At 61.4% G+C, this 16,349-nt stretch carries 13 protein-coding genes and 2 pseudogenes; 7 read left to right on the top strand and 8 right to left on the bottom strand.

Annotation, left to right across the window (positions count from 1 at the left end; translation table 11 throughout):
• Positions 1-33: 33 nt before the first annotated feature.
• From EDF75_RS01565 to EDF75_RS01550, 4 genes are all read right to left on the bottom strand, one after another.
• Complete coding sequence (locus EDF75_RS01565) at positions 34-2,232, bottom strand: TonB-dependent receptor (RefSeq protein WP_133596656.1); 2,199 nt, start codon at positions 2,230-2,232, stop codon at positions 34-36.
• 61 nt (positions 2,233-2,293) lie between these two features.
• Positions 2,294-3,379: a YncE family protein gene (locus tag EDF75_RS01560; RefSeq protein ID WP_133596654.1), complete on the bottom strand. Its 1,086-nt coding sequence runs from the start codon at positions 3,377-3,379 to the stop codon at positions 2,294-2,296.
• 354 nt (positions 3,380-3,733) lie between these two features.
• Complete coding sequence (locus EDF75_RS01555; RefSeq protein ID WP_133596652.1) at positions 3,734-5,038, bottom strand: NAD(P)/FAD-dependent oxidoreductase; 1,305 nt, start codon at positions 5,036-5,038, stop codon at positions 3,734-3,736.
• 334 nt (positions 5,039-5,372) lie between these two features.
• Positions 5,373-6,857 (bottom strand): aldehyde dehydrogenase family protein, encoded by a 1,485-nt coding sequence (locus EDF75_RS01550; RefSeq protein ID WP_133596650.1) that lies wholly within the window; start codon positions 6,855-6,857, stop codon positions 5,373-5,375.
• Positions 6,858-7,013: 156 nt separating this feature from the next.
• Here EDF75_RS01550 and EDF75_RS01545 point away from each other — a divergent pair, with 156 nt between their 5' ends.
• The 4 genes from EDF75_RS01545 (at position 7,014) to EDF75_RS01530 (ending at position 10,907) form a co-directional block, all read left to right on the top strand.
• Positions 7,014-8,315, top strand: a complete 1,302-nt coding sequence (locus EDF75_RS01545; RefSeq protein ID WP_133596648.1) for an NAD(P)/FAD-dependent oxidoreductase — start codon at positions 7,014-7,016, stop codon at positions 8,313-8,315.
• A gap of 13 nt (positions 8,316-8,328) precedes the next feature.
• On the top strand, positions 8,329-8,694 hold the full coding sequence (locus EDF75_RS01540) for a cupin domain-containing protein (protein WP_133596646.1): 366 nt from the start codon (positions 8,329-8,331) through the stop codon (positions 8,692-8,694).
• 184 nt (positions 8,695-8,878) lie between these two features.
• Positions 8,879-10,378 carry an APC family permease gene (locus tag EDF75_RS01535; RefSeq protein WP_133596644.1) on the top strand — a complete coding sequence of 500 codons (1,500 nt, stop codon included), beginning with the start codon at positions 8,879-8,881 and terminating at the stop codon, positions 10,376-10,378.
• Positions 10,356-10,907 (top strand): DUF3156 family protein, encoded by a 552-nt coding sequence (locus EDF75_RS01530; RefSeq protein WP_133596642.1) that lies wholly within the window; start codon positions 10,356-10,358, stop codon positions 10,905-10,907. The genes EDF75_RS01535 and EDF75_RS01530 overlap by 23 nt, the downstream gene beginning before the upstream one ends.
• A gap of 51 nt (positions 10,908-10,958) precedes the next feature.
• Here EDF75_RS01530 and EDF75_RS01525 read toward each other — a convergent pair whose 3' ends face one another.
• The 4 genes from EDF75_RS01525 to EDF75_RS01510 all read right to left on the bottom strand — a co-directional run bounded on the left by EDF75_RS01525 (position 10,959) and on the right by EDF75_RS01510 (position 14,419).
• Entirely contained in the window at positions 10,959-12,074 is a 1,116-nt protein-coding gene (locus EDF75_RS01525; protein WP_133596640.1) for a class II histone deacetylase, read from the bottom strand.
• 1 nt (position 12,075) lies between these two features.
• Complete coding sequence (locus EDF75_RS01520; protein ID WP_133596638.1) at positions 12,076-13,263, bottom strand: MFS transporter; 1,188 nt, start codon at positions 13,261-13,263, stop codon at positions 12,076-12,078.
• Positions 13,264-13,379: 116 nt separating this feature from the next.
• A complete protein-coding gene (locus EDF75_RS01515) occupies positions 13,380-14,063 on the bottom strand; it encodes a helix-turn-helix transcriptional regulator (protein ID WP_123706908.1) in 684 nt (227 codons plus the stop codon).
• 152 nt (positions 14,064-14,215) lie between these two features.
• The gene (locus EDF75_RS01510; RefSeq protein ID WP_133596637.1) at positions 14,216-14,419 is read right to left on the bottom strand and encodes a hypothetical protein; all 204 of its coding nucleotides are present in this window, start codon (positions 14,417-14,419) and stop codon (positions 14,216-14,218) included.
• Between the two features lie 69 nt (positions 14,420-14,488).
• On the opposite strand from EDF75_RS01510, the pseudogene EDF75_RS01505 reads away from it, so the two are divergent.
• From EDF75_RS01505 to EDF75_RS01495, 3 genes and pseudogenes are all read left to right on the top strand, one after another.
• A pseudogene (locus tag EDF75_RS01505) lies at positions 14,489-14,636 on the top strand (anaerobic sulfatase maturase); the annotation flags it as partial.
• 84 nt (positions 14,637-14,720) lie between these two features.
• Positions 14,721-15,497: pseudogene (locus EDF75_RS01500) on the top strand (SDR family NAD(P)-dependent oxidoreductase).
• Between the two features lie 24 nt (positions 15,498-15,521).
• Positions 15,522-16,310, top strand: coding sequence for a MoaF C-terminal domain-containing protein (locus tag EDF75_RS01495; RefSeq protein ID WP_133596635.1), 789 nt, complete (start codon positions 15,522-15,524; stop codon positions 16,308-16,310).
• Positions 16,311-16,349: the final 39 nt, after the last annotated feature.

The following is a 16,349-nucleotide window of genomic DNA, read 5'->3' as shown; positions in this document are numbered from 1 at the left end:
CGAGCCGTCCGGGCCCGCCCCCGCGCTTTGGCCTTAGAAATCGTAGCTCATCGATACGCGAAGGGTACGCGGATCGCCCACCGACAGGTAGGTGCCGGAATCATCGACGCCGGACCAGTACTTCTCGTTGGTGACGTTAGTGACGCCCGCGCGCCAGACCATTTCATTGCGATCGGCGTTGAGGCGCATACGGTAGCGAACGCCCAGATCGAGGGTGGTATAGCTGTCGAGCTTCTTCGTATTCGCCGCATCGGCGTACTGCGAACCGGTGTGGTTCACGCGAGCGGTGGCCGTCAGGCCCTCGACCGGCTTGATATCATACTCGGCCCCCAGCACCGCATAGAAGCGCGCCACGCCAACCGCGTCTTTTCCGTCGTTGACGCCCTTAGCCGTTTTGGTCTGCTCGGGATCGAGCCACTGCGTGCTGCCGTTGAGGCGCAGCCCCAGCATCGGCTCGCCAAAGACGTTCAACTCGGCGCCGCGGTTGCGCTGCTCGCCGTCCAGCCCGTAGTAGCCGTTAGCATCGGAAATCGCGTTCGGCTTTTTGATTTGAAACAGCGCCAGCGACCCGCCGACGGTACCGTAGTCAACCTTCACGCCCACTTCATCCTGCTTCGAGTGCGCGATCCCGGTGCTCTGCCCGGCGTTAGCGGCGGTATTCGGCGCCACGCTGCCCGGCTGCAGCGCTTCGGTGTGGTTGGCGTACAGCGACAGCGTTTCCCACGGCTTGTAGACGAGGCCCACGGTCGGCGTCCAGCGGCTTTGGGTATAGAGCGAAGCGGGGTCCTCCACGCCGGTTTTATTGCTGTAGTTACGCACCACCACCTTCTGATGACGGGCGGCGGCGGTCAGCAGCACCTTGTCGTTGAAGAAGCCCAGCGTATCGCTCAGCAGCCAGCCCTGAGTGCGGCTGCGCGAGGTGGTCAGCGGGTCGAAGTAGTTGCCGCCAAACAGGGTGTTATCCGGCATCGGCACGTCGTGGCCGTCATAAATATTGGTGGTCGGGTTTTTCGTCGACATCCGCCACGCGGTTTTATCGCGCTTGATCTGCGCCGAGTAGCCGACGTTGACCTGATGGGAAATTGCGCCGGTGTTGAAATTGCCGCGCACGCCGCCCATGCCGCTGAAGGCGTCGATAATCCGGTTGGTATCCAGACGCCCGGCGGTGGCGTCGCCGTTTTTATTCAGCAGCTTCGCCGTGCTGTAGGTGCCGGTCTCGTGCGCGTGCTGGCCGCCGAGGGCGCCGTACAGCGTCCAGCTGTTGCTGAGATCGTACTCCGCCTTCGCCATCCCGAATTCGTTTTCGATATCGCTGTAGCCCCACTTCTGGCCATAGTTTTTGCGGTTATCCGGCACCGCGGGCACGAAGTCGACGCCGCTGACGTTCACCCCCATCTCGCCGCCGTGGAAGGTTTTTTTCTGGTAGCCAAAGTCGAGCGATGAACGGAAGCGGTCGCTGCGGTAGTCCAGCCCCAGGGAGGCCAGCGTCGTGCGGCGGCGGTCGTTTTCCACCGCCGACTCACCTTCGCGATGCACCAGGTTGACGCGCGCGCCGAACTGGTTGTCGTCGCCAAAACGACGGCCGAGGTCGAGGCTGCCGCCGATCTGAGAATCGGAGGTATAGTCGACGCCCACCCGAGCGGTGGGAATATCCTCAGCCCGCTTCGGTTCAAGGTTGATCATCCCGCCGACGCCGCTGCTGGCTGCGCCGTTGAGCAGGCCGTTGGCGCCCTTAAAGATCTCCACCCGCTCCAGCATCTGGGTATCCATCACCTGACGCGGCACCACGCCGGCGAGGCCGCCCATGGTCATGTCGTCGCCGTCGAGCTTAAAGCCGCGAATGCGGTAGGTTTCGGCAAAGTTGCCGTAGCCCTGCACCATCTGGATCCCCGCATCGTTGCCGACCACGTCGGCAATGGTGTGCGCCTGCTGGTCCTGAATCAGCTTTGCGGTGTAGCCGATGACGTTAAAGGGGACGTCCATCGCCTTTTGTTCGCCGAGCATGCCCAGTCGGCCGCCGTGGGCAATCTGCCCGTCGAGGAAGGCCGGAACCACCAGGTCGCCGCCGGCTTTAAAGTCGCCGCCTTCGCTCGCCTGGACGACCATAACCTCTTCGTTTTTTTTGCCGGCGCTGGCGTCGTCCGCCGCCGCAGCGCCCTGGGCTATGGCGCCAATCGTTAACGCCAGCAGCGTTTTACGTAGCGGAAAGGATGAAGTATGAGTGACGTGCATAATGTGTCCCTGGAGGAGAAAAAGAAGTGAAACAAAGGGCCCGCTGCCGGGCCAATTTTATTTATTTACTCGTCAGGTCGATGCGGGCAACGCTGTCCGGGCCTTTGGTCGAATGATCTTTATTAAACGGCTGCTTGACGGTCACAAACAGCGTCTGACCATCGGCAGAGAGCAGCAGGCTGTTGGGGTTGGCCGGGATATCCCACTGACGCTTCTGCGCGTAGCTGGTGCCGTCGAGGCTGATGACCTTGCCGGACTCGCGCTGGGAGATATAAATCTCGTTGCGTTTCGGGTTGAACAGCACCGCCAGAGAATCGCCCACGTCGAGCTGCTTAATCACTTTGCCGCTGTGAATATCCAGCACCAGGGTGGTTTTCGCTTTTGAGTTATCGGTGACGAACAGGCGGCCGGTCTCGCTATCTTCGGCGATATTCAGCAGCAGCGCCGGCTTGTCGCCCAGCGGCTTCCAGCGCTGTTCAATACGGTTATTGCGCGGGTTGATCACGAGGATTTCCCCGCCGCCGTTGGCCGCATACAGACGCCCGGTTTGCGCGGAATAGTGCAGGCCGGTCATCCATTTGCCGGTATTTTTAATCCGCGCTTTCAGCTTCAGCGTATTGGCATCAACCACCCAGATTTGCGCCGGGTCGGCAACCGCCCCCACGTAGAGGGTATCGTTCAGCAGCAGGATCTGGCGCGCGCCGTACGGCAGCCCCTTCTCGTTGCGCTCGCTAAACAGCAGGCGCTTTTTGACTTTGCCGGTGGCGGTGTCAATGGCGCTGATGCCGCCGTCAAGCGAGTTGGTGACGAACAGCGTTGCGCCATCCGGCGTTATCTGGACGGCAAAGTTTTTCAGGTCGGTGTAGCTCAGGCCGATGGTCTTCAGGGTTTTCGGGTCGAGCTTATAGACCGCCCCGCCCTGCACGTCTTTAAAACCTTCGGCGCTGGCAACGTACAGCGCATCGCCTTTCGGGCTCAGCGCCATTTCATAGAGGCCTTCGGCCAGCTCGCGCTTCAGCGGCTGCGCCACGGTAGCAGCGGCGGCGCTTTCGACAGCCGGTTGAGCAACGGGAGGGGTATGGGTAGCGGCGCAGCCGCTTAAGACCGCAGAGATAGCCAGCGCGAGGGCCGGGATAGCGTATTTCACAGGAGGAATCCTTTACATAATCAATGACCTGATGGAAGCTCCTGGCCGATATTTTTTGCTTCAGCCTTGCCGTACCGAGCCCCACCCTATGCCTTCGCTGTTTCCCTGTGAGCGACTCACTGACGCAGGTTATTCCCTACTTAGCCTGCAAACAAAAAGAAGAATGAGAACTATACTCATTATCGACACTCAGGCAAGCGTAATCGCTTCCGTTGCGGGCAAAAACAATAATCTGCTGATTTTAGAACATGATACGCGGAGGGATTTGTCGCCGGATTAGCGCCGGGACGGGCAGCCGGATTTAACGCCTCCCGGACCGCCGCCTGCGCCGCCGTCCGGGAGGCTATCTCACCTTTAGTGCAGCTTGAGGTGCGGACGAATGATGCGGTTGATCTCGCCGGAGAGCATCAGCAGGCCGGTTTTCACGTAGCCGTGCAGCGTCACCTGATGCATACGGTACAGCGAATCGTAGACCAGGCGCGCGAGCCTGCCCTCCACCATCATCGGCCCCACCGGCAGATGGCCCATAATGCTCCCCAGAGTGGTATAGCCTGAGAGCGAGACCAGCGAGCCGCGGTCGCGATAGACGAACGATTTCAGCGGTCGGCCCTTCAGCTGCGCAATAATGTTATTCGCCGTGAAGAGCGCCATCTGGTGAGCCGCCTGGCCGCGCGGAGGAATAAATCCGCCCTCCGGACGCGGGCAGGCGGCGCAGTCGCCGAAGGCAAAAATATTGGCATCGCGCGTCGTCTGCAGCGTCGGCTCAACGACCAGCTGGTTAATCCGGTTGGTCTCAAGGCCCGCAATTTCGCGCATAAAGTCCGGCGCCTTGATGCCGGCCGCCCACACCATCAGATCCGCGCTAATTACGCTGCCGTCTTTGGTATGCAGGCCCTGCGCGTCGGCGCGGGTAATCAGGGTTTGGGTCATCACGTTGACGCCCAGCTTCGTCAGCTCGTCGCGCGCGGCCAGGGAGATGCGCTCCGGCAGCGCCGGCAGAATACGCTCGCCGGCTTCAACCAGGCTGACGTTCAGCGCCTCGTTGGTCAGACGCTTATAGCCGTAGCGCTGCAGCTCTTTCACCGCATTGTGCAGCTCGGCCGACAGTTCGACGCCCGTCGCCCCGCCGCCGACAATCGCAATATTCACCTTACCGAGGTTCTGCGGGTTAGCCGAATGCCTGAGAAACAGGTTAAGCATCTGCTGATGGAAGCGTTTTGCCTGCTCGGCGCTGTCGAGAAAAATACAGTTCTCTTTTACCCCGGGGGTATTAAAGTCGTTGGAGGTGCTGCCCAGCGCCATCACTAAGGTATCCCAGCCGAGGGTGCGTTCGGCAACCAGCAGCTCGCCGTTTTCATCGCGCAGCTCCGCCAGGACGAGGGTTTTCTCGTCGCGATTAATATCGATAACGGCACCGTGCTGGAACTCAAAATAGTGCTTACTGGCATGCGCCATAAAGCTCAGGGCGTCCACGCCGGCATCGAGCGATCCGGTCGCCACCTCATGCAGCAGCGGCTTCCACAGGTGGCTGTGGCTGCGATCGACGAGGATAATCTGAGCCTTATTACGTCGACCAAGCTTATGCCCCAGCTGCGTGGCCAGCTCCAGCCCGCCGGCACCGCCGCCGACAATGACAATTTTTTTTAATGGCGCAGTCACTGCGACCTCCTAAAAATAAAAAACAAATGTTAATTAAAAATTATTAATTAATGTTTAATTAACAACAGTTCGCCGAATAGCGATAAGCAAAAGAAATAATTCCGCAGGCTGTAGTAATAATGCCGAAATGGATAAGCAGCCATTTTTAATCCGCTTATTATTGTACAAGTTTTCGCTGAATTCTCTGGCACACATATATGAGGTAAATAAAAAGGCCACTAAGTTGTTAGCTAGTGGCCGGAGGGAGGATGATTTAAATATTAGCCCAAAGTATTATTTTATTTGCGACAAGAGTTAAACCCTAAAGAGTATATTTCGTCAGGCCCGTCGGCTATTAATAGCGGACCATCACGGATTTAAGTTCAGTGTAATCATCAATAAACGCGCTGCCAAACTCGCGCCCGAGGCCCGAGCCTTTCATGCCGCCAAAGGGAACCGCCGGGTCGAGGAAGGTGTGCATGTTGATCCATACGATACCGGCATCAATAGCCTGCGAATAGCGCAGCGCCTTGCGAATATTATCCGACCAGACGCTGGCGGCGAGGCCAAACGGCGAGGCGTTGATGCGGGACAGCGCATCCTCTTCGCTATGATAGCCAATAAAGCTGCACACCGGGCCGAACGTCTCTTCATGCATCAGGGTGCTGCTTTCGCTACGCACCCTGACCGCCGCCGGAGAGATAAAGTAGCCGTCGCCGGGCAGCGCTTCGCCGCCGCATACGATGGTGTCGCCCTCTTCCCGCGCCGTCTGCAGCAGGCTCAGTACCTTTTCATACTGTACCCGGTTAGCCAGCGGCCCCATTTGCGTGCGCTCATCCAGCGGCGAGCCCGGCTGGAAAGCCGTCAGCCGCTGCTTCAGCAGATCCAGCACGCGATCCAGCTTGCCCTGCGGCAGATAAAACCGCTCGGCGGCGGCGCAGATCTGCCCCTGATTGAGATAGCCCGCTTCGATAACGCCGTCCGCCATCGCCTCCGGGCTGAGATCGTCGAGAAACAGGGCGGCGTTTTTCCCTCCCAGCTCAAGGGTGACGCGCTTTCCGCCGGCGGTCGCCGAGCGCTGCACCTTCTCGCCGGTCGCCACCGAACCGGTGAAACTGACCTTGGCGCAGGCCGGATGGCTAATCAGGCGCTGGGCTATCTCACCCCCCGCGCCGTTGACCACGTTGATGACCCCGGCGGGGATCCCCGCCTCCGTCGCCAGCTCCGCCACCCGCAGCAGGGTTAGCGGAGTGTATTCGCTCGGCTTCAGGACGATGGTGCAGCCGCAGACCAGCGCCGCCGCCAGCTTCCAGATGGCGATCATTATCGAGAAATTCCACGGCACAATCCCGACCACCACCCCGACCGGCTGGCGATGGGTAAAGGCGGTGTATTTCTCCCCGGCCATCGACGGCAGCGAGACGTCGAGGGTTTCGCCGGTAACCTTGCCCGCCCAGCCGGCAAAGTAGCGCAGGAACGCCACCGACTGATCCAGTTCGAGCATCCGCGCCAGCATGATGGTTTTCCCCGAACAGAGGCTCTCGAGCTGCGCCAGCTCTTCGCGGTGGGCCGCCAGGCTATCCGCCAGCTTCAGCAGCAGGGCGCCGCGCTGCAGCGCCGGCAGCGCGCGCCAGCCGGAGAAGGCCTCACGGGCGCTCTCCATTGCCCTGGCGGCCTGCCCGCCATCCGCCTCCGTCACCTCAGCAATCGCTCTGCCGGTTGCCGGGTTAATCACCGCCAGCGTCCGGCCGCGGCCCGCCAGGGCTTCTCCGGCAATAAACTGCCCGTGGGGCCGGGCTAAAAAGGCGCTGACTTCTGCAAGTAAAGTGACTTCGTTCATCGGTGACACCCGTTTTTTTCAGGAAATTCCCGCCATCACAGCACCTGCTTCGCGCGCTGAATATCGTTCTAAAGAACGTCATTCTTCCGAACGATATTCAGCCGGTTCCCGGCATGCTGTGATGTTGGCCTTAGCCAGGCGAGACAGGGTAACGCTATGAATATCAAAATCGATGCGCTGAACTACTACGGTGCGACGAAAAAATACCAGCTCCATTTTCCGGCGCTGCAGGAGGACATTGAAGCCGACGTGGTGATTATCGGCGGCGGATTTTCCGGCATTAACACCGCCCTGGAGCTGGCGGAACAGGGGATCACCAACGTGGTCGTACTCGAGGCCCGCCATTTAGGCTACGGCGGCACCGGGCGCAACGGCGGTCAGGTGATGGCCGGGATCGGCCACGACATCGAGGCGGTGAAAAAGCACGTCGGTAAAGAGGGGCTGGAGACGCTGTTTAAGATCTCTAACCTCGGCGCAGGGATCATTCGCGAACGGATTAAGAAATACAATATCGATGCGGATTTCGTGCCGGGCTACGGCTACCTCGCCTATAACCAGCGGCAGCTGAAAACGCTGCAGCAGTGGGAAAAAGAGTTCAAGGCGGCGACCCCGGATGAGGATATCGCCCTCTATACCGGCAAAGAGGTGCAGCAGATCGTCGGCTCCGAGGTTTACTGTGGCGCCCTCAAGCACATGGGCGGGGGGCAGATCCACTCGCTGAATATGCTGCTCGGCTCGGCGACGGCGGCGCACTCCCTGGGGGTGAAGATTTTTGAATCCTCGCCGGTAGTCGAGGTGAATTACGGCAAAGAGGTGCGCGTGCGCACCGCGATGGGCAGCGTGCGGGCAGCAAAGCTGCTGTGGGCCTGCGACAGCTTCCTCAACAATCTGGAGCCGGAGATCTATAACAAGACCCTGGTGACCTACTCCTGGCAGGTGTCGACGGCTCCGCTGTCCGATGCGCTGATCGAGCGTATCAGCCCGCTGCGCGGCGCCTTCAGCGATATTCGCCCGGTGATTAACTACTACCGCATTACCAAAGAGAACCGCCTGCTGTTCGGCAGCGCCACGCGCTATGTCGAATATACGCCCAACGATTTTGCCGCCTGGAACCGCACGCTGCTGGGGCAGGTATTCCCCTACCTCAAGGATGTCAAAATCGACTTTGCCTGGGGCGGCCCGATGGCCTGCAGCGCCAACCTGTTCCCGCAAATTGGCACCCTGCGCGAGCACAACAACGTCTTTTACGTTCAGGGGTACTCCGGCTTTGGCGTCACCCCCTCGCACATCGTGTGCAAAATTCTCGCCGAGGGGATCAGCGGCGGCTCGGACCGCTACCGCCTGATGAGCAGCATCCCCCACGCGACAATCCACGGTCGTGACAGCCTGCGCCTGCTGCTGGTCACCGCCGGAAAACTGATGCACCAAACCGCCGGCTACTGGAAAGGCCGGAGTTAACCAGGAGAACGCTATGCACGCTTTTAAACTCAATCAACCGGTCCCCGAACTGCAGCCTATCGGCAGCGTCAGCCTGCTGGGCGCCACGCCAACCGAAGGCGACCCGCAGGTTGCCGGGGCGATGATCTACGGCGAACCGCAGGATGCCTTTACCTGCGGTCTGTTTTCGTCCACTCGCGGGAGCTTTACCATGACCTATCCGTTTACCGAACACGCCACCGTGCTGGAGGGCGAAGTTGAGCTGACCGTCGCCGGCGGCGCGGCCCAGCGCTTCGTCCCCGGCGATAGCTGGTTTGTTAAGCAGGGAACCGAAGTGGAGTGGAAGATCCTCACCCCGCGCTTCGTGAAGCACTACCTGGCCAACGTCGAAGGCCGCTAGTTTCCCACACGCCGCCCCCGACAGCGGGGCGGTAATCATGCACTGCGTCACAGAATCAACCGCCGCTCTCCACCTTCAGGACGATATTCGTTGAGCCGGATACCAGCCTAAATTATGACTATCCGGAATGGCTGTTCCCACGCGGCCACTCCCTGCCCTCCCCTATATTGCGCAGAGGTTGACTATGTTCAGTAACAGGCTCGCCCGCCATCTCGAACGCGGCGTTGTCGGCTTTCCCACCACGCTGGCCAGCTCCGTCGGGCTGATTATGGCCAGCCCGGTCATTCTGACCGTCACCAGCGGTTTCGGCATGGGCGGCGACACCTTCGCGCTGGCGGTGCTGCTGGCATTTATCATGATGCAGGCGCAGGTCACCACCTTTGCCGAAGCCGCGACGCTGATCCCGACCACCGGTTCGGTATATGACTATATCGCCTGCGGCATGGGCCGCTTTTTCGCCATTACCGGCGCGCTGTGCGCCTATCTGATCGTGCATATTTTTGCCGGCACCGCCGAGACCATTCTCGCCGGGATCATGGCGCTGGTGAACTTCGAGTCGATCAACGCCCAGATGGCGGCGCACCAGAATACCTGGATGGTTGGCGTCGGGATGGTGGTGATTTTCGGCCTGCTGAACGCCGTCGGCGTCGAGGTCTTCGGCAAGGTCGAAGTGGTGCTCACCTTCGGGATGTGGACCACCCTGACCATCTTCGGCCTGTGCGGCATTTTTATGGCCCCGGTGACCCACCTCGCCGGCTGGTTCGGCACCCCGCTCAACGTCAGCGACATCTCCGGCCTGTTCGGCTATATCGGTATGGCGATGTTTATGTTCGTCGGCTGCGAGCTGGTGACGCCGATGGCGCCGGAGATTAAGCAGGCCCACCGCACCATTCCGCGGGCGATGGCCCTCGGCCTGTTCGGCGTGGCGAGCTGCATGTTTATCTACGGCGCGGCGATTAACCGTCAGGTGGAGAACGTGGTGCTGGATGCGGCCAATAACGTCCACCTGCTGGATACGCCGATGGCGATCCCGGCATTTGCCGAACGGGTCATGGGCCACGCCGGACAGTACTGGCTGGGCGTCGGGCTGCTGCTGGCGGGCTGCGCCACCATCAACACCCTGATGGCGGCGGTGCCGCGCATCATCTACGGGATGGCGCTGGACGGCGCCCTGCCCCGCTTTCTCACCTGGCTGCATCCGCGCTTTAAGACGCCGGTGATCGCCATTGCCATCGGGGTGGCGATCCCCTGCCTGCACGCCTGGTATCTGAACGGCGACCTCGACCGCATCGTGCCGCTGATCCTCGCCGCCGTCTGCGCGTGGGGCGTCGCCTATCTGCTGGTCACCCTGTCGGTGGTGGCGCTGCGCATTCGCCGTCCGGACCTCCCCCGCGCCTACCGCTCACCGTGGTTCCCGCTGCCGCAGATTATCTCCAGCGTCGGGATTATTATCGCCATCTTCAACATTACGCCGCCGGGAATGGACAGCCGCGAAGTGCTGGTGCCGTTCGGCATTATGCTGGGGATCACCGCCGCCTACGCCCTGTTCTGGACGGTGTGCGTCCAGCGCGTCAATCCGTTCCGACCGCTGGAAGTGGAAGAGGTGGTGGAGCGTGCGATGAGCCACTATGAGAGAAACGCTGCCGGGGAGATAGCGCCTGATGCCCTCCGCCCTCTGGTTTGAGACGCCGTTAATGAACGCCGTGCAGCGCGACCTCGCGGGCTGGCGCAGCGAAAAGCTCAGCGAGCGGAGCGCGGTTTTACACCTCACGCCCACCGCGAAAGTGACCTATAGCGTTCGCCAGAAACGGCTGTTTATGGCGAGCATCCACAGCTGCGAGTTTGTCATCGAGGGGCCGCTGTCCCGGCCCGCTCAGGGCAGGATCCGCGCCCATCAGCCCGGCTGGCTGAAGCGCCGACCGATCCGCTTTCGCGGCAGAGAGGGCACCGCCGATCTCGCCGACTATCTCAATCGCTTTCCCAATCTGCAGCAGACCCTGAGCGAGCTGGACTACCGGCGCTTCTCTCTGACCTGCAGCGGGCAGCGCTGGCGCTGCTGCATTGAGCCGTGGGCGGCCAGCGAAGTGGTGTGTAAAATGCCGCCGCTGCGGCGCTATCTGCGGCTCGAAAAGCAGCAGCGCATGCTGCTGCTGAGCGTCATGAATATGCTCGATCGGGCCATCGGTCGATGGATGCAGCGGGAGGGAGATTAGGCGAAACGGGAGCGCGTCTCTCCCCCGCATTGGCGGAGAGACGCAGAGCGCTTACTGCAGGCCAAACCGGCTCGCCAGCTCATCAATCGCCCGGCGCTGGAAGCGGGTAAAGGCCTCTCGCGGCTGCTGCTGCTGAATAAACGCCAGCAGCGGATCCTGTACCTCGGTTTTTATCCCGCTCAGGGTTTCCATCACCGCCAGGCCGCAGAACGGCACGTAGGATTCCGCGTAGCCCCCTTCGTGCACCATCACCAATCTGCCGCCGCACAGGCGATCCGCCGCCTGCTGCACCAGCCCGGTCATAGCGCGAAAGCTGTCGCTGTGCAGCTGCATCCGCGCCAGCGGGTCCATGGCGTTAGCGTCGTAGCCGCAGGCAACGATAATCAGCTGCGGCTCAAAGCGCTCCAGCGCCGGAATAACGATCGTTTCCAGCGCATAGCGCCAGCTGTCGTCCCCGGCGCCGGCCATCAGCGGAATATTGATATTGTAGCCTTCACCCGCGCCGATGCCGCGATCCTCCTCTCCGGCGTAGCCCGGCGGGAAGCAGCCGTCCTGATGCACCGAGATGGTCAGCACATCGTCGCGCTGCAGGTAGATATGCTGGGTGCCGTTGCCGTGGTGCACGTCCCAGTCGAGGATCGCCACCCTGCCGAGGCCGTGCAACGCTTTCGCGCGCTCGACGGCGATGGGAATATTGGCGAGGAAGCAGAAGCCCATCGACTGGTCCGGCAGGCAGTGGTGCCCCGGCGGGCGCGACAGGGAGTAGGCGTTATCCAGCTCGCCGCGCAGTACCGCCTCCACGGCGGCGCAGGCCAGCCCGGCGGAGAGGCAGGCAATTTCATAGCTCCCCGGCCCCAGCGGCGCCTCTTTGCCCAGCATGCCGCCGCCGCTGTCGCTGATCGCCTTAAAACGCTCCAGATAGCTATCGGGGTGGATACGGCGTAAATCCTCCTCGCTGGCGGCATCGGCGCTGCGCAGCTGCAGCTGCGGGGTCAGCCCCGACACGTCCATCAGGTTTTTCATCCGCCGCTTGGTTTCCGGCGATTCCGCGTGGCCGCCTCCCGCAGGAGGCTGGACCCAGCCGCCGACCGGCAGCGTCACCGCGTGCAGGCCGGTACTGTGCCAGAAACAACGTTCATCAAAGAAGAAACCGGTTTTTCTTTTCACTCTATCCTCCGTTGGCTAACCCTTTCCCGTCGGACGAAGCCGCGAGAATCAATCCTGCAGAGACCAGCGCGCAGCCGCCCGCCGCGGCGAGCAGCGCGTCGGCGCTGGCGAAATGTTGCAGCAGCGCGCCGGCCAGCGCCGGGCCGGCCGCCATCCCGCCGCCAATCACCAGGTTGATGCTGTTCATCAGGCGACCGCTGTTATCCAGCCCGGCGACGCGCGCGAGAATAAAAGGCAGGACAAAGGTCCAGGTAAATTTGAACAGCACCGCCGCCAGCGCGAAGCGCATCAGCAGCGGGTGGCCGACCAGCAGCGCGATGCTGGCGATCAGCAGGGCGTAGCCCAGCCATACCGGGATGCGGTCCGGGCGCCGGGTGCCGCGCAGCGCCGCCCCTCCCGCGCCGACAATGCCGAACACCGTTGCCGCCGCCAGCACCATGCCAATGTGCGACGGGGTCAATCCTGCCGCGCTGCCGATGGTGCCGATAAAGGTCCACACCGCGCTGAGGCTGATATAAAAGGTCAGTACCGCCAGCACCGCCAGCACCTTGCGCAGCGGCGCCACCGGGGGGCGAAGGCCGGAGGCGGACATCGGCTGAAAGCGCAGAGGAAATGCCGCAACCAGCGGCAGGCAGCAGAGCATAATGGCCGCCAGGATCAGGTACACCGCCTTCAGGCCGAAGCTGGCAAACAGGCCGGGGAGGATCAGCAGCCCGAGCACCCCCAGCAGCAGCTGGCCGAGCACCCAGAAGGCATATACCCGCGAAGGGTTGGCGGTACCCGCCGCGCAGCTGATACACAGAATCATCAGCGTGCCGCCCGCCAGCGAGGCGACAAAGCGGGCGATCAGCAGCGTTTCATACTGGCTGACCGTCGCCGAGACCAGGTTCGCCACCAGAAACACCGCGCAGGCGCACAGCGCGACGCGGCGCCAGCTGAGGCGGCTCATCCACCACCAGGCCGGCAGCGTCGCGAGGCTCATCGCCCCCAGCTCCGCGGAGAAGAGATAGCCGATTTGCCCGGGGCTTAGCCGCCATTCGCTGGCCAGCTGCGCCGCCACCGCCGGCGCGGTCATCAGGATCCCCGGCGCAATGGCGGCAAAGATGACAATCGCCGCCAGCAAACGTGCGGTGAAGGCCAGCCCGGACGGCTGGGTTAAGGCGTGTTCGGTCACGGGCGTGCTCGACATCGTGATGCGTGCTCCAGTCAAAAAGTCTCCCCCCGGATAATTATCCAGGGAGTGATACCGTCAGGCATCAGGAAAACGCCGCGGTCGGCGGCGCGCGCGGGATGCGATGGGTCAGATTACGGATGCAGCGTGCGCTGAGCGGAGGGCATCCAGGTTCGGCAAACGAGTTCGGTGCGGTTGACCACTTCCGTCTTGGCGAAAATGTTGCGTAAGTGGGTCTTGACGGTGGAGAGCGAGATATCCAGCTGGCGGGCAATCAGCTTGTTGCTGGCCCCTTCCCGCACCATACCGACAATTTCACGCTCCTTGGCGGTGAGCATTGCCGGCAGATCGTCCTCGTCCTGCAGAAAATCATGGATCGCCAGCTCCACCAGCGGCAGCACGGCCTGGGCGCGCAGGCGCTCTTCGCTGGAGAAAGGCACGTCGCGCATCAGGGAGATACCGGCAATAATCCGCCGCTCCCGGCGAATAAAGACCTCGGTCATGTCACGGACGTTATTAGGCAGCATAAACTCATGGTAATAGTGGCGATGGCGATCGCAGACGCCGGGCGTCATCGCCGCCATGGTAATCGCCTGATGGCTAAAGCGGGACGGCAGCAGCGGGTCCAGCGGCTGAAAACACTCCAGATATTGCCGGTGCGTAGTCGCGGAAATATTATGCAAAATATAGTGTTCGGGTTTTAAACAATTATTAACCCGATAAAAAACCGCCGACGACAGTGGAATTAACTGGGAAATAGTCTGTAGACAACGGGTAATTATCGCATCATTACGACCGGCTTTTAATAACGCAGACATGAGCTTCTCCCGGCGAAGTAAAAGTACGCGAAACGCGGATAACCAACACTATCTCAAAGCATACATTTCACATTTAAGTAACACAATCATTAACATGTTAACAATGTGATATGGGTTACAATATTTTATTTAACATACTGTTATTTAATAAGTTAATAATCAGCATAGCCTTGCGTTATCGACCAGGCGATAAAACATAAACAGAAGTTATTAACTTTTCCGTCGCGGATTTTTTTACCGCTTAACGCACGCGTTTTTTTGTTACGTTCTCGTCCTTTAGAACGATAGCCTTTTAAAACCACTTCTCTATACCTAATGGACATTGCCGCAATAATTATCCTCAGGCGCTTAATCATGATGCAGGCCCTGGCTTTTCTGCTGCGCGAATAATCTCGCCGGCGGAAATAATAAATAGGATCTAAACGATGCTGAATATCGCCGCGCTACGCCAACAGCGAATTCCGCTGGCCGTTGAACCGCGGGCGCAGGTGCCCTTTCATATCCTGATTCCCCCCTGGCCCGGCCTGCAACCTCACCTGTCGCGACTGCGATTGTCCGCAGACGATGCGGCCGGCTCCGGCCTTCGTTCTTTTGAACGATAGCCGGGCGGCGATCCCCTTCATAAGGTAGAAAGACGATGCTTTCGGGAGAGATGAAATGGGCAAAGTGGTGGTAATAACCGGCGGAGGAAGCGGCATTGGCGCCGCCTGCGCCCGGCTGATGGCCGCGGCGGGCGACAGGGTGGTGATTATCGGCCGCCGTCAGGCCCCCCTGCAGGCGCTGGCGGCGGAGACCGGCGCCGTGGCGCTGACGGGGGATGCCGCCAGCGGCGACGAGTGGCGGCAGCGCCTGCTGCCGGCGATTAGCGAACGGGCGGGCCGGATCGACGTTTTAATCTGCAGCGCCGGCGGAATGGGCTACGGCGCCGCCGCCGACACCAGCGACCCGCAGTGGCGAGCGGCGCTCGACGGCAACCTCAACAGCGCCTTTGCCAGCGTCCGCGCCTGCCTGCCGTCGCTGATCGCCAGCCGGGGCTGCGTGCTGTTCGTCGCCTCGATTGCGTCCCTCGCCGCCGGGCCGCAGGCCTGCGGATACGTTACGGCCAAGCACGCGCTGATCGGCCTGATGCGCTAGGTAGCGCGGGACTATGGCCCGCAGGGGGTGCGCGCCAACGCTATTTGCCCCGGCTGGGTCACCACCCCGATGGCCGACGAGGAGATGCAGCCGCTGATGGCGGCGCAGGGCTTCAGCCTCGAGCAGGCCTATCAGCAGGCGTGCCGCGACGTGCCGCTGCGTCGCCCCGCCAGCCCGCAGGAGATTGCCCTCGCCTGCCGGTTTCTCTGCTCCTCTCAGGCGTCGATTATCAGCGGCTCAACGCTGGTCGCCGACGGCGGCGCCAGCGCGGTGGATGTTCCCACGCTGGCGTTTTCTTAACCCTCTTAAACCCTAAGGAACCCTATGACTGCAGAAGCTGTGTTTATTCAGGTCGGCGCGCTTGCCGACGGCTTTGCGCCCCACGGTAACCTCCTGGACGACGTCGCGCTGCCCGCCGGGAAGTCCCTGACCTTCTCTCTCGCCGACGGCGGCGAGCAGCAGCTGGTGATTGAAGACGCCCGGACGCTGCGCTGGAACGGGCGGCCCGTCGCCTGGCGCGCGACGGCTATTCGTCCCGATATTCTGTTTATCGACTTCCTCGATCCCGACGCCGAAAACGCCAGCATTAGCGCCATTTGCAACCTCAGCGCGGGCAACGCCACCCTCGTTTACGGCCAGCTGCCGACGGAGCCCGCCGCCCGCCTCGACGCCTTTAGCCGCGTCGAGCAGGGGCTCCCGCTGACCGCCGTTGCCGCGACGTTCCACTTTGCGCGCCTCGACCGCCGCCCGGGGCCGCTGCCGGCCTTTAGCCGGGCGCTCATCGGCATGCGCAATCAGTACATCTACAGCCCGACGGAGCGCTACGAGCACATTTATCTCAATGAGAATCTGTACGCCTGGCAGTGCCTGGACGGCGTGGAGAAGGGGCTGGCGGATGTCGATCGCTGTCACTACGTGGCGGTCGCCGACGATCTGTATCTCTTCGTCTGGCGGGAGAAAATTATTCCGACCCTTGGGGTGATCCTTATCGATCTGCAGCAGATGCGTACCGACGGGAAGATCATGGGCTATCAGGGAAGTGACTTTAGCGCGATCAGCAACTTCCCGGTCGGCGCCAGCGCGCAGGTGCTGAACGTAACGACGCACCGCTAGCCGGGAAAAGCCGGAGCCCGACGGCTCCGGCAGGCGGCC

The organism is Klebsiella sp. BIGb0149 (assembly GCF_004362605.1).
Lineage (GTDB): Bacteria > Pseudomonadota > Gammaproteobacteria > Enterobacterales > Enterobacteriaceae > Klebsiella > Klebsiella terrigena.
The sequence above is the reverse complement of the archived record's forward strand: the minus strand, read 5'-3'. Positions and strand labels throughout refer to the sequence as shown.

Bases quoted from the DNA above. Each gene is read 5' to 3' on its own strand.
- EDF75_RS01510 (WP_133596637.1), bottom strand. From the start codon at position 14,419: ATGATTAAGCGCCTGAGGATAATTATTGCGGCAATGTCCATTAGGTAT.
- EDF75_RS01530 (WP_133596642.1), top strand. From the start codon at position 10,356: ATGCCCTCCGCCCTCTGGTTTGAGACGCCGTTAATGAACGCCGTGCAG.
- EDF75_RS01565 (WP_133596656.1), bottom strand. From the start codon at position 2,232: ATGCACGTCACTCATACTTCATCCTTTCCGCTACGTAAAACGCTGCTG.
- EDF75_RS01540 (WP_133596646.1), top strand. From the start codon at position 8,329: ATGCACGCTTTTAAACTCAATCAACCGGTCCCCGAACTGCAGCCTATC.
- EDF75_RS01520 (WP_133596638.1), bottom strand. From the start codon at position 13,263: ATGTCGAGCACGCCCGTGACCGAACACGCCTTAACCCAGCCGTCCGGG.
- EDF75_RS01545 (WP_133596648.1), top strand. From the start codon at position 7,014: ATGAATATCAAAATCGATGCGCTGAACTACTACGGTGCGACGAAAAAA.
- EDF75_RS01515 (WP_123706908.1), bottom strand. From the start codon at position 14,063: ATGTCTGCGTTATTAAAAGCCGGTCGTAATGATGCGATAATTACCCGT.
- EDF75_RS01495 (WP_133596635.1), top strand. From the start codon at position 15,522: ATGACTGCAGAAGCTGTGTTTATTCAGGTCGGCGCGCTTGCCGACGGC.
- EDF75_RS01550 (WP_133596650.1), bottom strand. From the start codon at position 6,857: ATGAACGAAGTCACTTTACTTGCAGAAGTCAGCGCCTTTTTAGCCCGG.
- EDF75_RS01535 (WP_133596644.1), top strand. From the start codon at position 8,879: ATGTTCAGTAACAGGCTCGCCCGCCATCTCGAACGCGGCGTTGTCGGC.